The following is a 15,369-nucleotide window of genomic DNA, read 5'->3' on the forward strand; positions in this document are numbered from 1 at the left end:
TAATTCTACAAGATCCCCGAGAGCAGTCTTGAAACGGATTCCTTGAACATGACCGCATGCGTCCGTTTATAGTAATCCTCGCATGTAACTTCAGTGCAGTATTCGAGATCGTCCTCGAATGCCTTCTTTAGCTCTGCCGAAACCTCGTCGTCGTAGATAAACGCATTAGTCTCGAAATTCAGCCTGAAACTCCTGATATCCCAGTTGGCACTACCCACCGAAGAGACCAGGCCGTCGACGACGATAGTCTTTGCATGAATAAAACCCTTGTCGTACAGGAACACACGGACTCCCGCCTCTACCAGATCCCAGAGATATGAAAAACCCGCCCAGTAGACGAACGGGTGGTCCGGTTTACACGGAAACATTATGCGGACATCAATACCGGACTCGGCCGCGATCGTCAGCGCATCCAGAAGACTCTGGTCAGGGATGAAATACGGAGTCTGGATATAGGTGCTTTCGGTGGCATTATTGATAAGCTGAAGGTAGCCCATCTTGATACACTCCCCGCGTGAATCGGGCCCGCTCGATACGACCTGCATCACTGAGCCCTCCTTTGGGATCATCTCAGGAAAATAAAAAGTGTTGAAGAACTCCAGGTCCTGTTCGGCCGCGTGGTTCCAGTCCAGGAAGAAACGGGCCTGCAGAGAATAGACCGCACTCCCGCTGATCTTCAGGTGCGTATCCCTCCAGTACCCGAGCGGACCTTTGCCCAGGTACTCGTCGCCCACATTGAAGCCGCCGACAAATCCGGTCTTCCCGTCGATAACCACGATTTTGCGGTGATTTCTGTAATTTATCCTCATATTGATATGGAGATACTTCGACCTGAAGAAGAAGGCAGTCTCTCCGCCGGCATCCTTCAGTTCCCTGAAGAAATTTCGCGGAAGACGGTGGCAGCCGACCGCATCGCCGAGCACCCTGACTTTAACACCCTGGCGTGCTTTCTCACTCAGTGCCGAGACGATTCTTTTCGAGAGTTCGTCATTCCTGATGATATAATACTGGAAGTTGATACTCTCCTCCGCCGAATTTATCGCATCGATCAGGGCTTCGAATTTCTTTTCTCCTTCGGTATATATCTCAACCTCGTTGTCGCCGGTTATCGTCGCATAATTTGTCGCAAGAAGCATCTCCCTCATGCGGTTGTAGTCGCCGGCCTTCTCACCGGGCAGAAACCGGATGCTCTTGACCATTGCAAGCTGTCTCGATATTATCTCCCTGATCCTCCGGTCGTCGTCCTCCTTGATCTTAAAAATCCTCTCCTTGTAGATCGTCTGCCCGAAGATCAGGTACGCGACGAACCCGAAGACAGGAATAAAGAGCAGCACGGCCACCCATAAAAGCGCGGCGGACGGTTTCTTCCGCTCGAAGAAGATGATCGATATGACCATGATTATGTTGATAATAAGAATCAGTATGTAAAGATCCGAGAGCAGACCGCCGTCAGTCGACCAGAGATAATAATAAGTTGCAGACATTGCCTTCAGGTGAACATTATCTCATGCACGGTTGATAAGTTTTCTTTTTCATATTCCTTTCAGTTATTCGGGAAAAAAATTTGAAATAAAAATGCAAAAATTCATCATTACAAAGCAGTGTTTTATGTATTACTATAGCATATTACTAAATAACAGATTCTTCTGTTGGAAAATAAAAATGAATGATAGAAATTATGGCGGCCAGCGCAGAAGCTTTGGCTCCAGCGAACCAAGAGAAATGCATAAAGCAGTATGCTCAGATTGCGGAAAAGAATGCGAAGTTCCATTTGTACCCACAGAAGGAAGACCGGTATATTGCAGGGACTGCCTGCCGAAGTACAGAAAACCCAGATTCTAATTTTTTCTTTTTTTTCTAAGCGATTTTTGCATTTTTTCATCCTCACGTACGTTCAAAGCTCAAAAATGCATCGCATTTTTTCATCCTCACGTACGTTCAGATATTACATACATGGCACTGCCATATTGCTTACACACTTTACTATACCTTATTTGCGCGACCCCGGCACCGGCGGGCCAGGGCCCCTACCAAGAAGGCCTCGCCTTAAGATAGCCCACTCACGGCACGCTCAGGGGATAATTGTCTATCCTGCCGAAAAGAAATCAGCGGAATCAGGAAACCATAAGCCATAGATTTTATGCAATCCTGCCAAATTAGAATTATAATATCTATAAATACCGGGAGGAGAGAAGATGAGGATCACGCTTGTACAGCTCGACCCTGTCGTAGGAGATATCGACGGAAACACGGAGAGGATTGATGAGACCCTCCGGCTGTGCAGGAGTGACAAACCGGATCTCGTAGTCTTCCCCGAACTTTTCCTGACAGGCTACCCGCCGAGGGATCTCCTCGAACGAAAAAGTTTCATCGACAGATCGTACCGTGCGGTAAAAGAGATCATGGAGGTCTCCGCCGGCTTCCCGGACACCGGAATCCTGTTCGGCGCCCCCCTGAGAACGGGAAAAGAGACAGGCAGGGGGCTTTACAACTCGGCACTCCTGGTCAAAGACGGCGAACTGCCGTTCACACAGCACAAATCCCTGCTCCCGATGTACGACGTATTCGATGAGGTTCGCTACTTCGATCCCGCGCCGTCGACAGGCGTCGCCGCTCTGGGCGACACCACCTTAGGGATCTCGATCTGTGAAGACGCATGGAACGATCCGCTGCTCTTCCCCGGGAGGTTCTATACCTTCGATCCGCAGGCTGACCTCGCCGCTAAAGGTGCAGACCTCTTCGTCAATATCTCAGCCTCGCCGTTTCACGCCGGAAAGGAATGTGTAAGGTTTGAAATATTCCGGAACCATGCAAAGAAACATTCGGTCCCATTCGTTGTCGTGAACCAGGTCGGAGGAAACGACGAGTTGATCTTCGACGGAAGATCCATGTGCCTCGATGCAAAGGGGGACCCGATCGTCGTTCTTTCCTCATTCGAAGAAGCGATCGTAACGATCGATACGAATACTCCCGGTGTTCCCGGATCATACCGGCCGCTCGGAGAGGCGGAAAGCATTCACCGTGCCCTTGTCCTCGGGCTCAGGGACTATGTGAAGAAATGCGGATTCTCGAAGGTCATCGTCAGCCTTTCCGGAGGGATCGATTCGGCCGTCGTCTGCTGCCTTGCGGTCGAGGCACTGGGACCTGAGAGTGTGGTTGCCGCCACGATGCCGGGGCCATACTCTTCGGCCGGCAGTGTCGGCGATTCAAAAGCACTTGCAGAAAATCTCGGAATCAGATTGCTTGAGATACCGGTAACAAAAATATACGATACATACACCGGCGCCCTCGGCGATCTGGTCGACCGGGAAAAAGAAGCGAGCGTCACGCTCGAAAACATACAGGCAAGGATCAGGGGCAATCTAATAATGGCGCTCTCCAACGAGTACGGCTGCCTTGTTCTCTCGACCGGAAACAAGAGCGAGATGGCGGTGGGGTACTGCACGCTCTACGGGGACATGTCGGGCGGTCTTGCAGTGATCTCGGACGTACCCAAGACCACGGTCTATAAGCTGGCACGGGAGATCAACAGGGAATGGCCCGTGATCCCGGAGGCGATCATCTTGAAACCGCCCTCCGCCGAACTCAGGCCGAACCAGACCGACCAGGACTTACTCCCTCCGTACGAGATTCTCGACGGGATACTCGAGGCATATATCGACGAGATGGATTCGCCGGCGGATATCGTCGCAAAGGGATTCGACAAAGAGACGGTCGAATGGGTCGTTGCACAGGTGAACAGGAACGAGTACAAGCGCCGGCAGGCTGCAACCGGCCTCAAGGTGACCCCAAAGGCGTTCGGATCAGGGCGGAGAATGCCGATCGCAGCGAAATATTACAGTGACTAAAAAGTGCAATAAATGAAACAAAAATGTTGATACAAACCGGGAAGTGAGTTCCAATGCGTTCTTTGACAGAACGAAATTAGGTAATATGCGGCTTCTTTTCAGTTCTGCTCTTTATTGGGTATTTTGCTTCCATCACGTTCGGGGAGTCGGCCTGGCTTAACATCATCCTCATTGCAGGCATTGCGGGGCTGATCGCCGGTGCCCTTATCGCCGTCGCAGGCCCCATGACGAACATTGTTCTTGCCATCCACATGTAAGCCAGGTCTGGAGCTATATCCCACAGAGGTCCGTGTGGTTGTGGTATGACGGAGGTGATTTCTACTGGCCACTGGGTCCGGTCTCAGGCCCGCTATTTTGGGCCTCGCCGGGCTCTTTATACGGGAGCTGAAACGAAAATATGCCGAAAATCCCTGGCTAAAATTACGTGAAGAAAATTAAAAACGGATCACGGGACCGGACCCGCCGTGCTGACCGGTTTCCATTTTTTGGGGATATTTGATAAGATATGAGTTATAAACGCTCAGATCACTCATGCGATCGTCAGCCCTCCCGTTCTCGTATTTTATTATCGTTGCTTTGATCTTTGCGAGTGTCATTGCAATCGATCTGGTCACATCCGGCACCATCAGCCTGTTTACACCGCTTCTTGACACTCTCGGAATTATCCTGATAATCCTCGTAGCATACACCGCCGGGGTCGCCGTTCTCATCCACAGGATTGCCGACGATTCGTCCCGGTTTACCGCCGTCAGGATCTTCATGACAGTCCTGCTTGGAATCGGTGCGTTCCTTGCACTGACCGCCTGGATCGACGACCCGAAAGAGATTGCCCTTACGCTGGGGGTTATCGTGGGTGCCGTCCTCATAGCTTTACGTGATTTTATCCAGAACATGATTGGGAGCCTTATGGTGCTGGTGACCGGAATCTTCCGGATCGGCGACAGGATCCAGATCCGTGGAGTCTACGGTCTCGTTATGGATATCGGGGTCTTCCGTACCACCCTGATGAAACTCGACCCGGAGGCCGGCGACCACCCGACAGGCGAGATTGTCACCATCCCCAACGGCATTATTTTTAAGGAAAACGTGACCAATACCACCCGCCATCTATCCGTCGTAACTGACGAAATAAGGATCACGCTTCCATTTTCCGCGGACCTGGAGAAAGCCCGTGATGTTCTGGTTGGTGCAATACGAAAGCATACCATGGAGATCGAAAAGCGTGCGAGAGACGAGATCAGCAAACTCTCGGAGAAAAAATTCCTGCATTCATTCGATGTGGAGCCTGTCGTAAACCTCCAGATGAGTGACAACGGGATTGTCTTCATCCTGAAGTATTTCACAACCTCAAAAGATCGTGCAGCTCTCAAAACCGCAATAATCCGGGATGTTTCCGCTACGATACCGGAAATCAAAGATACCGGGGAGAATTGACAAAAAACTGCGGGTACATGTGTTCGCCGCTTCCGGGCGGAACTCTCCGGTAAGGGAAATGCGAAGACGATCGTGGGAGACCAACAAGGTGGTAAAAAGAGCGCACCCGTATTTCGCAAATTTCACGGCCGAAAAATAGTTGAGGGTGTATTCATCCGATCTTTTGCGGGTTATCCGTAACATCGATAGTGCATTCGCCGAGCTTGATCAACATGGCGGTTGTGAATTCCGAATCTTCACCAATCCCGCTGGACGTGAGAAAACGACGTGCGACTTTCACATCAAGTGCATCGGTCTTATCGGGAATCTGGAAATAGGAACTCGTCAGACTTGCACCTGCCGGGAACTCGCCCGCCGGCGATGTGGCAGTAACTACCAGGTCGCCCCAGAATCCGGCAGGAACTTCTGTTACGAAGCTGACAATCTGGTTCCCCTGGGAATCGGCCTTTGGAAGCGATAGATTCTGCTCGATAGGACAGTTCTTGTCAGTGCACTGGACCTTGATCATAGTGCCGGTAACAAAGCCGCGCCCTGTAATAACGATAGTGAAATAGGCGTCTTTTTGATTAACGTTTCCGAAACTGAAGACCCTGTTCAGCTGGGTAAGCGTGTTTGGCGAATAACTTATGTTACGGAAGCAAACGGCCGGATTTTGCTGGGTCCACTGGCAGAAAGATCCGTTGGTAGGGAATTTGTCGGGAATAGTGACCGGATGGGCGGTTGTCTGCACTATGGCGATTATACAATAATGATCTCCCGAAACAGGGGGCAGACCGGTCAGGAGAAAGGAAGGGTTTGAGATCGCTATGCCGCCGGAAGAGATCGAGGTACTGCCGGAACCGTCGATGAACGGCAGGGACTTTTCCCCGCCTGCACTCGCCAGTCGCGTCCAATTCGTCGGTAAAAGGAACATTGAAGCGCGAGAATAATACAGCTCGACTTCTCCGGTACCGGCGGCATTGTTCAGGTTCCTGGCCCGGACATAGATATTGTTGATGCCGCCGTTTACGATGGATTTGCCGATGTCAGGCCCCCTGTAGGCTGAATTTGCCAGGTTCCACGTGAGCGTTCCATCCTCGCAGGGGATGATGTCCGGTGACTGGTAAGGGATGCCGGTCGACGGAATAACTCCGGTATCAGAGAAATTCTCACGGACATAAATATCATTATACATTGTCATTTTTAAATCTCCAAAATTCTCGATATATTTTGTATTTAACCCGGCACCGAAGATATAATTATCCGCGGCAGGGTGAACCCTCTAATGAAAAAGACTCTTTAACAATACTTTCACAATGAAAACCGCCCTGGTTTTCCGTTCGATACGAACGAAAAAAAAGGAGAGTTGTTTTCATCCGATCTTTTGCGGGTTATCCGTCATGCAGATAATACATTCGCCGGTTTTGATTTGTTCATGACCCGGCACCTACAATGTAATTGTCAATCAACCTGGCAAATTCCTCGACAGAAAGTGATTCTTCGCCGACACTTCTCACATCGACAAGAATATTGTAGCGGACAAAGAGGATGCCGGTGCTCACGTCGCCATGCCCGGTAAAACCGACATCGCCGATCCTTATCCCCCGTTTATCCAGGCGGGGCAAAGTCATTGCCGTTGAAAAACTGATCTCCCTGAGCAGCGCCAGGCGTGCCTCGTCATGTGTGCGAAATTCGCTGATACGCACCATAATCCTGTGGCGGGTGTTTTTGGTACTCTGGAAATAGTCCGCGTATCCCGAGTCTCCCCACGGCAGACGCTGCTCCAGCCGCCAGTTTTCATCCATCTGCCGGGGGTCAAGGCTTAGTTTCATTACGCGAATCTGTGCATTCTTCTTCGAAGGGCGCGGCCAGTTCCTGAAATCGAATCTCTGCCGGGCACCATTTAACCAGTCCTGCATTTTCATGTAATGATCTCCTTTTTATTCATATTACCGGCCTTCTCCCCGAATTGGTGTTTGGCCATGCGCCTTTGGGTAAACATTTCGGAATCCCGGCATTTGTATTCGCGGCAAGTCTCTCCCTGTACCGTGCATTATTGGCGTTGGGGAGAGGAAACGGGTCCGGCACCGGCTGCAGCATGGAAAACTGTACGTTGAGCGGCAAGCCGGCAGTATGAGAACCGGTCCCCCAGGGGTCAGAACCTGTATCGTATTGAAGGCAGGCATCATAGATTTTATTAGTAATGAACCCTGCACTTGTCCAGGCCACTTCATGAAAGCTGAAACCCCGTCCAAAAGGAACTTTCCACGTCGTCGTTCCGATTGCAATTATCTGGTTACAGGAAAACCCCTCTAAAGCCTTAGGATAGGAGGTCATGATCGCTTCCATGACATCAGAGCCAAGGATATTGGCAAAGGTTGTGACGATCGTGGCACAATCAGTACAGTTGACTGTTTTTCCATTTCCCTTGCCTTTTGTTAAAAAGTCGATAAACCGGGTGCACAGGAAACATCTTGTGCCGCTATACATTCCGGTATAGACCGATGCGCCACTATTTGTATCATACACCAGACCAATGCCGGAATTCACTTTGGTTGTTACTTTACTCAGAATATCATCGGTGCTTTTAGCCCCGGCGGCCCAGGTACAGGCATAATCAAGTACATCCGTCCAGGGCAGCTGATTGTCTGTGCGATCAGAGGTTTGCTTCCAGGGATTGCAGGGTCTGTCGAGTGTGATATAAACCCGGTGCTTTGTGCCGGCCATAACTTCCCATGCATTATTATCTATCCTGTACTGCCAGTTCCATGTTACATCGGTTCGCCCGACTCCGCCTGCAGCAAGAGTCTGGTGAGACAAATTCAGTGTGATCGTCACGCTTGTACCTGACTTGAAATTGGCATTAACCGGATCTATCGCACCAAGGATCCCTCCCCCTGTTGCCTGGATCATGACAGAGTGTTTGGTGGATTTCGGAATTTCGAGTTTAACCTGGATCGTCGGAATCTTTCCTTCTATAAGGCTCAGGGCATAGGCACACGGTGAATCTTCCGGATTTTTATTGGCGGGGATCCATTCCGGTACGCTGACATTAGAACTGAAATTTTGCCTGATAGTCAGTGCGTCTACAGCAGTGCCGACCGGATCGTAATCAAAAGAGATACTTTTCAGGGTTACGGAAGGAATCGGATCACAAGAAGCCGGTTTATTTGCATAAGCGACAGCAAGTGTCGCTGCCGTTGCAACAAAGGATGATATCATTCTTGCATACTCCACACCCACACATGCCATCATCAAAAACATTTTGGCAACCACCTGGATCAGAGTCCAAAAACCGACATCGATTACCAATAACACGAGCTGTTTCAACATCCCTGCAGTGTAGAGTATCTTCAGGATTTCAAAAATAAAATAAGCAGAGATCCCCGCTCCTGCAGCCAGATATGTAATTACTTCCGGTACAGCCAGGATCTGTCTTATATATGCTATAGCCCTGTCCGTCAGTTTAGCTGCGACACCGGTAATTGCACACAGGGTTCCGGCAATAGCAATGAATATCAGTTTGATCCTCCACATGGTGCAGTCATCGATATCCTCTTCTGCCGCACGATAGGCCACATAGGAGCCCGCAGGCCGGTGGACGATCAGAAGACGTTCCCCATCGATTTTATGTTCCGTTACCATGAACGGCAGGGAGGCCGGATCATTTACGAGCCTGTCGCGAACATCGGCCCAGGCCTTCCGTACCAACTCCTTGTCGGCCGGATCGTCAAAAGCCGCAACATCAGCCTCTTCCGCGGCATCAAAGGCATTACGGTTGTTCTCACAAAATTCACGAAAATCCAGTTCGGAACGTATCTTCGCCATTAAATCCGGGTCAAGACCCGTATCAGGTACTTTGATACTGTCATCGTAACTTCTGTCGGCACTGACCGGAGCAGATTCAATTTGCCCGAAAAGGACCGCACCTTCGGCGAGAGCTACGGGATTTCCATTCACCTGATTGCGTACCGGGGAATTGTTAAAGACATAGACGCCCTGCAAACCGGAGGTATTAACATCAGGCGATGTGGCCATGAAGTTCTCAATTTCGGCGGCACTTAAGGCACGCGACCAGACATCCACTTCGCGAATAAAACCCTGGAGTGTAGCAGTGTTTGAAGAATCGCCTTCTTCAATCGTGGCACCGATCAGGATATAGCCAGACTGGTTATACAGCGGTATTGGCGTACAGCTCATAGAACTGTCTAATACCCCGCTTATGTAGAGATTAAGATTAATGCCGTCGAATGTCGTGGCTACATTTGTCCATGCACCTACCGGAATTGTACCGGAAGATGTAAGAGTCTGACCACTTGAACCGGATGAACCACGCTGGGAAACCAGACGATAAGCGGATTTGTCACTGTCGTATCGGACGTATAATGCCATACCGGTATCCTCCATCAGATCACAGTTGGCAAAAACAGCCTGAATATGATTATATTTGGACGATATATAGATCCACGCCTGTACCGAATATGGATCGACCTGCTTTCCGCCGGGATTGATCTCTATGTCGCCAAGCGGCCGTGCAAAGCCATAAGTGCCAAGCGAGAGGGCAGGCGAGATCCTGATCATCGAGGAATTATTTTGCAGGGATAGCGGATACGACGAAGGTCCGCGATCGAGAGGCTTGTTGACACTGAAATCGAAGTCGGCGAAAATTGTTTTTGCCTCCGGAGTACCGAACATGCTGCTTTTCACTGTATCTTTATCCAGAACAACATTGTAAATCCGTACGCGTTTGATAAGTCCCTGAACACCACGTCCAATGCGGACCGGGTTAGTACCGGTATTTACCTGGCCCATGCAGCTCTGGCCGGTATTGAAATCTCCGTCAATGTAAAGCCGGACCATTGAACCGTCAAAAGTTGCGCAGATATAATGCCACCGTTCATCGTAAAGCCGCGACACGCCGGGATCAGAAAGAATGAGATCTAATCCCTCAAACTGAAAATAGATTGAACTTGCCCGGTTACCGAAAGAGAATACGTTCTCCTGGCCTAATATTACAGTGTGCGCAGGCAGGCCGCTGAATCGTACCCAGGCATCAACAGAAAACTGGATCCGGGCAGTAAACAGACCGGCCGCTGCTGCGCTTGTCTGGGCCCAGGACAGGGAATCCAGGGACATCGATATGTAACTGCCTTCACTGGCGGGTTCACCGGAAGCCATGCATACCACCACCGGTTATGTAAACTGTTGAAACAGCTCTCCGCTCAGGCAAAAATCTGTTTAAGCGTTTTTTATAATCGATTCCATGTAAAACAGGGCATTTATGCTGCTGTATTTTCAGAGTCAAAACCGTTTCTTTAGGCCCCCTATAAACATTTACCTCAACACAAAGAGAATTTAGTCGGATCTGATACTTATCGTTTCCTGTGGAATCCGGACTGCTGTGCGGCATAATTTCATTCCAAAAATTACCGGGAAATTCCGTGATCTTCACTTATTACATGATCAGAATTTCTGCAAAACAGCAATCGCATATGAAAAATAATATTCGTAGTTTACATTGGTTCTGATTTTTCAGGCTGCCTGAATGCTGAATAATTACATTTAAGCGGGTAAAAATCCAATTAATTATCAGTTTTGACAGGCATGAAAAGAAATACGGTCCTGAATTTTTTTGTCATGACTTCAGGACTTTTTATTATGACTCTCGGCATTGCCGTCTCCGCAAAGGCAGGGCTCGGGACGACCCCAATTTCATGCCTGCCCTATGTCCTGAGTCTCGCGTTTCCCCTGACGTTCGGGATGTTTACATTCATTATCAACTGTTTTTTTGTCCTTTTTCAGTACCTGATCCTGAAAGAGAGATTCGAATCATATCAGCTTCTCCAGATCCCCCTGATATTCGTATTCGGCGTGTTCACCGACTATTCCATGTTCCTGGTTTCAGGACTCGAAATTACGGGATATCACTGGCAATGGGCATTCTGCCTCTTAAGCTGCGTAATTGTCGGTCTTGGCGTCGCCCTGCTTTTCAAGGGAAATTTATTGATGATGGCAGGAGACGCCCTTGTTCGTGCGGTATCACAGGGGACTAAGTTTGAATTCGGGTCCGTAAAAGTCGGATTCGATACGTCCATGGTTGTTATTGCGACCATAGTATCGCTGATCATGTTCTCGGCATTCAACGGAGTTCGCGAAGGGACGATCGCCGCCGCTGTCCTGGTAGGTCTGGTCGTTAAATTTTTTGTGCCGAGATTGTCGTTTATGGACAAGTTGTTTTGTGAAAATGTTTCGAAGGATAATATTTCTGTAAACAGGAACTGAGACTCAGCCACTCACGACCGGATGATTAACCGGAAAAGGACCGGACACAGCGAAAATCTATTTTGTATAATTTGTCAATATATAACATAATATGAAAGTGGTAATCCTGGCGGGCGGATACGGCACCCGTCTTTCAGAAGAGACATCCATAATTCCAAAACCGATGGTGGAGATAGGCGGGAAGCCGATTCTCTGGCATATTATGAAGCATTACTCTTATTATGGCTTTAATGAATTCGTAGTTCTACTCGGTTATAAAGGATATATCATAAAGGAATATTTCTCCAACTACTTCCTTCACCACAGTGACGTGACAATCGATCTCGAAAAGAACAGTATCGAGATCCTCCAGAATGCATCCGAGCCATGGAAAGTTACGCTCCTGGATACAGGTCTGGCCACACAGACAGGAGGCAGGATCCTTCGTGCAAAGAATGTCATTAATAATGAACCATTCATGCTGACATATGGCGATGCCGTATCGGATGTCGATATCAAAAAACTTATCGATTACCACACTTCACACAAAAAACTGGTGACAATGACTGCCGTTCAGCCGGAAGGGAGATTCGGGACGATAGATACGGGAACGGACGGCAAGATTACAAGTTTCGTTGAAAAACCTCCAGGAGACGGCGCCTGGATAAATGCAGGATATATGGTATGCCAGCCGGAAGTGTTCGGTTACCTGAAAGAGGGGGACAATACCATCTTCGAACGCTCACCTCTCGAATCGCTTGCCGGAGAAGGGGAGATCTATTCCTTCCAGCACAGGGGATTCTGGAAATGCATGGACACTCTCCGCGACAAGAACCAGCTTGAAGAACTTTGGAATTCAGGGAAAAAACCCTGGGCGATCTGGGAAAAGAGTTAAAGGAATTATGTCGTCGTTGTCTGTATTTGCCGGAAAAAAAGTCTTTGTCACCGGGCATACCGGTTTTAAAGGTTCGTGGCTTTCGATCTGGCTCTCAAAATTAGAGGCGGAGGTCTACGGGTATTCTCTTCCTCCCCCCACAAGCCCGAACAATTATTCGGAATCAGGCGTAGCAGGTCTTCTCGAAGGCGAAACCATCGGCGATATAAGAAATGCGGACATTCTGGAAGAATCCATTCGCTCGGCAGATCCGGATGTGATCTTTCATCTTGCCGCCCAGCCGATCGTCCGGTACAGTTACGACAATCCCGCGGAAACATTTGAAGCAAATGTCATGGGGTCCGTTTATCTCCTGGATGCAGTAAGAAAGATCGGCCGCCCTGTTTCCGTAATTATGGTTACGAGCGATAAATGCTATGAAAACACCGGCCAGATCTGGGGGTACCGCGAAAATGATATGATGGGCGGACATGACCCTTACAGTGCAAGCAAAGGGGCTGCAGAGATTGCGATATCCTCATACAGGCGTTCTTTTTTCGCCCCGTCCGAACTGGATAGGCACGGAATCGGAATCGCATCGGTAAGAGCGGGAAATGTTATCGGCGGAGGCGACTGGGCTGAAGATCGTATCATTCCCGACGCCGTAAGGGCATTGAAAGAAGGAAAGCCTTTGCAGTTAAGAAACCCCGGCGCCGTCCGTCCCTGGCAGCATGTTCTCGAATCGCTCTCCGGGTACCTGACTCTTGCAGGAAAAATGATGGCAACAAATGATCCGTCGCTTTGTTCTGCATGGAATTTCGGGCCGTATACGCATGACGCCTGCACGGTTGCCGAACTCGTGGAAAAATTCTATTCCGGATGGGGCGAAGGGTCGGTCATCGATTCGGGTGCATACGACGGGAAGCAGGAAGCAAGGTTTTTGAAGCTCTCGATTGAAAAGGCAATATACCAGTTGAGATGGCATCCGGGGTGGTCTCTTGATGACGCAATACGGAAGACCGCCTACTGGTACAGGAACTACAAACCTCTCGATCACGAGAACAATCTTAACCTGTGCCATGAAGATATCGATTCTTTTATGAAAAATCTATAAATTTATTTAATTCATCGTCAAATTTGAAGGAGAAGACACACATGATAAGAGTTGCAGACTATATCGCTGAATTTTGCGTCAAAATTGGATCGCCTGATGTATTTCTTGTCTCCGGGGGGGGCATGATGCATATGCTCGACGGTCTGGCATGCAACGAAAACATCAACGTTATCTGTGCACATAACGAGGCCGCCGCGGCGGTAATGGCCGAAGGCTACTCCCGCGTCAAGAATAATATAGGAACGCTGTTCGTAACAACAGGACCGGGAGGGACTAATGCGGTTACCGGAGTCGTGGATGCCTGGGTGGACTCAATTCCACTACTTGTCCTTTCCGGTCAGGCGAAGCGCTCGCAGAATGTATACAATTCCGGCAGCCCCGGGCTGCGGTCACTTGGAGGCCAGGAAGTAAATATTCTGCCGATCGTGAAATCATTTACAAAATATTCAGAAATGGTGAATGATCCGGAAAAGATCCGGTATCATCTTGAAAAAGCGGTATATTATGCAAAAACCGGACGGCCCGGCCCGTCATGGCTTGACGTACCTCTGGATGTCCAGGCAGCCATGATCGATCCTGAAAAACTCGAGCCGTTCGTACCTGAATCATGCGATCAGGACAGATCTCTTCTTGCCGGGCAGGTAAAAGTGATAACTGAGCTCCTGAAAAATTCCCAAAGACCTGTAATAATTGCAGGGCACGGAATCCGGCTGGCCCACGCGGAAGAAGAGTTCCTCAGGGCGGTCGAAACCCTCAATATACCTGTTGTTGCATCAAAATTAGGCCAGGACCTGATGGATTATGACAACCCGAACTATATCGGATTCGGCGGGACGAAAGGCACGCGGGCCGGCAATTTTGCAATGCAGAATGCCGATCTGGTTCTTGCGATCGGATCGCGTCTTGCCATTCCGTTTACAGGCTACGATTACGAACTCTTCGCACGCGAGGCAAAGAAGATCGCAGTCGATATCGATCCCGTTGAATTGAATAAGAACACCATCGACCTGGATATCAAAGTTCAGGCCGATGCCAAAGAGTTCCTGGAGATTTTACTGGATGAGCTGCAGAAGAACCCGGTTTCTGAAAAGAAGGAGTGGAGAGAGAGATGCCAATCATGGAAGTCCAGGTACCCTGTGATTACACCGGAAATTTCCTGCCATCAGAGACCTGTCTGCAGTTATAATTTATTCGACAGGCTCTCGGATCTCCTGGATAAGAACGGGATCATTATCGCGGATGCGGGTACGGTATACTGCATTATATCGCAGGTTCATCATGTAAAAGCAGGCCAGAGAGTGATTACTCCTGCGGCCCTGGGGACGATGGGGCTGAGCCTGCCACTGGGAATTGGTGCATATTTTGCGAACCCGGATGCAAAGATCGTTGCTGTTACCGGCGACGGTTCGCTCCAGATGAATATCCAGGAACTCCAGACCGTTTTTCATTACAGGATTCCTCTAAAGCTGTTCGTTGTGAATAATGACGGGTACGTATCTATCCGCAACACCCAGAACAGTTATTTCAACGGAAGATTTTGCGGTTCGAATCCTGCAAGCGGGGTCTCGTGCCCCGACCTGAAAAAGATTGCATATGCATACGGGATCCCCTACGAGTCCCTGCATGATCAGGATGAACTCGATTTAAGGCTTCCCGGGATAATCGATATGCCCGGGCCGGTTATCTGCGAAGTTTTTACCTGTCCCGATCAACAGATTCAGCCTTCGGTAAGCTCAAAGGTCCTGCCAAACGGGAACATGGCATCCATGCCGCTGGAAGACCTGTGGCCGTTCCTCCCCCGTGACGAATTTTTACGCGAGATGATTGTAAAACCGGTAAAATATGACGACGAATGATGA

13 protein-coding genes are annotated in these 15,369 nt (G+C 49.4%); 7 read left to right on the forward strand and 6 right to left on the reverse strand.

Features of this window, described 5'->3' with window-relative positions; all coding sequences use genetic code 11:
• Positions 1-5: 5 nt before the first annotated feature.
• Complete coding sequence (gene cls / locus MPET_RS06900; RefSeq protein ID WP_013329296.1) at positions 6-1,484, reverse strand: cardiolipin synthase; 1,479 nt, start codon at positions 1,482-1,484, stop codon at positions 6-8.
• Positions 1,485-1,662: 178 nt separating this feature from the next.
• Between cls and MPET_RS06905 the strand changes: the two genes are divergently transcribed.
• Entirely contained in the window at positions 1,663-1,842 is a 180-nt protein-coding gene (locus MPET_RS06905) for a CxxC-x17-CxxC domain-containing protein (RefSeq protein WP_013329297.1), read from the forward strand.
• Between the two features lie 353 nt (positions 1,843-2,195).
• A complete protein-coding gene (locus MPET_RS06910; RefSeq protein ID WP_013329298.1) occupies positions 2,196-3,848 on the forward strand; it encodes an NAD+ synthase in 1,653 nt (550 codons plus the stop codon).
• A 76-nt stretch (positions 3,849-3,924) separates the two neighbouring features.
• Here the strand turns inward: MPET_RS06910 and MPET_RS15325 are convergent, their stop codons facing one another.
• Entirely contained in the window at positions 3,925-4,095 is a 171-nt protein-coding gene (locus MPET_RS15325) for a hypothetical protein (protein ID WP_187287593.1), read from the reverse strand.
• Positions 4,096-4,379: 284 nt separating this feature from the next.
• Here MPET_RS15325 and MPET_RS06920 point away from each other — a divergent pair, with 284 nt between their 5' ends.
• The gene (locus MPET_RS06920; RefSeq protein WP_013329300.1) at positions 4,380-5,282 is read left to right on the forward strand and encodes a mechanosensitive ion channel family protein; all 903 of its coding nucleotides are present in this window, start codon (positions 4,380-4,382) and stop codon (positions 5,280-5,282) included.
• A 151-nt stretch (positions 5,283-5,433) separates the two neighbouring features.
• Here the strand turns inward: MPET_RS06920 and MPET_RS06925 are convergent, their stop codons facing one another.
• The 4 genes from MPET_RS06925 to MPET_RS15145 form a co-directional block, all read right to left on the reverse strand.
• Entirely contained in the window at positions 5,434-6,462 is a 1,029-nt protein-coding gene (locus MPET_RS06925) for a hypothetical protein (RefSeq protein ID WP_013329301.1), read from the reverse strand.
• A 232-nt stretch (positions 6,463-6,694) separates the two neighbouring features.
• The gene (locus MPET_RS06930; protein ID WP_013329302.1) at positions 6,695-7,186 is read right to left on the reverse strand and encodes a hypothetical protein; all 492 of its coding nucleotides are present in this window, start codon (positions 7,184-7,186) and stop codon (positions 6,695-6,697) included.
• A gap of 19 nt (positions 7,187-7,205) precedes the next feature.
• A complete protein-coding gene (locus tag MPET_RS06935; RefSeq protein ID WP_013329303.1) occupies positions 7,206-10,439 on the reverse strand; it encodes a LamG domain-containing protein in 3,234 nt (1,077 codons plus the stop codon).
• Complete coding sequence (locus MPET_RS15145) at positions 10,426-10,713, reverse strand: hypothetical protein (RefSeq protein ID WP_148222197.1); 288 nt, start codon at positions 10,711-10,713, stop codon at positions 10,426-10,428. Before MPET_RS15145 ends, MPET_RS06935 begins: the two co-directional genes overlap by 14 nt.
• A 152-nt stretch (positions 10,714-10,865) precedes the next feature.
• Here MPET_RS15145 and MPET_RS06940 point away from each other — a divergent pair, with 152 nt between their 5' ends.
• The 4 genes from MPET_RS06940 to MPET_RS06955 all read left to right on the forward strand — a co-directional run bounded on the left by MPET_RS06940 (position 10,866) and on the right by MPET_RS06955 (position 15,366).
• Positions 10,866-11,543 (forward strand): YczE/YyaS/YitT family protein, encoded by a 678-nt coding sequence (locus MPET_RS06940; RefSeq protein ID WP_013329304.1) that lies wholly within the window; start codon positions 10,866-10,868, stop codon positions 11,541-11,543.
• A 91-nt stretch (positions 11,544-11,634) separates the two neighbouring features.
• Positions 11,635-12,417 (forward strand): glucose-1-phosphate cytidylyltransferase, encoded by a 783-nt coding sequence (rfbF, locus tag MPET_RS06945; protein WP_013329305.1) that lies wholly within the window; start codon positions 11,635-11,637, stop codon positions 12,415-12,417.
• Between the two features lie 7 nt (positions 12,418-12,424).
• Complete coding sequence (rfbG, locus tag MPET_RS06950; RefSeq protein WP_013329306.1) at positions 12,425-13,510, forward strand: CDP-glucose 4,6-dehydratase; 1,086 nt, start codon at positions 12,425-12,427, stop codon at positions 13,508-13,510.
• A 41-nt stretch (positions 13,511-13,551) separates the two neighbouring features.
• The gene (locus tag MPET_RS06955) at positions 13,552-15,366 is read left to right on the forward strand and encodes a thiamine pyrophosphate-binding protein (protein WP_013329307.1); all 1,815 of its coding nucleotides are present in this window, start codon (positions 13,552-13,554) and stop codon (positions 15,364-15,366) included.
• Positions 15,367-15,369: the final 3 nt, after the last annotated feature.

It is taken from the genome of Methanolacinia petrolearia DSM 11571 (genome assembly GCF_000147875.1).
In the GTDB taxonomy this organism is placed as follows: Archaea; Halobacteriota; Methanomicrobia; order Methanomicrobiales; family Methanomicrobiaceae; genus Methanolacinia; species Methanolacinia petrolearia.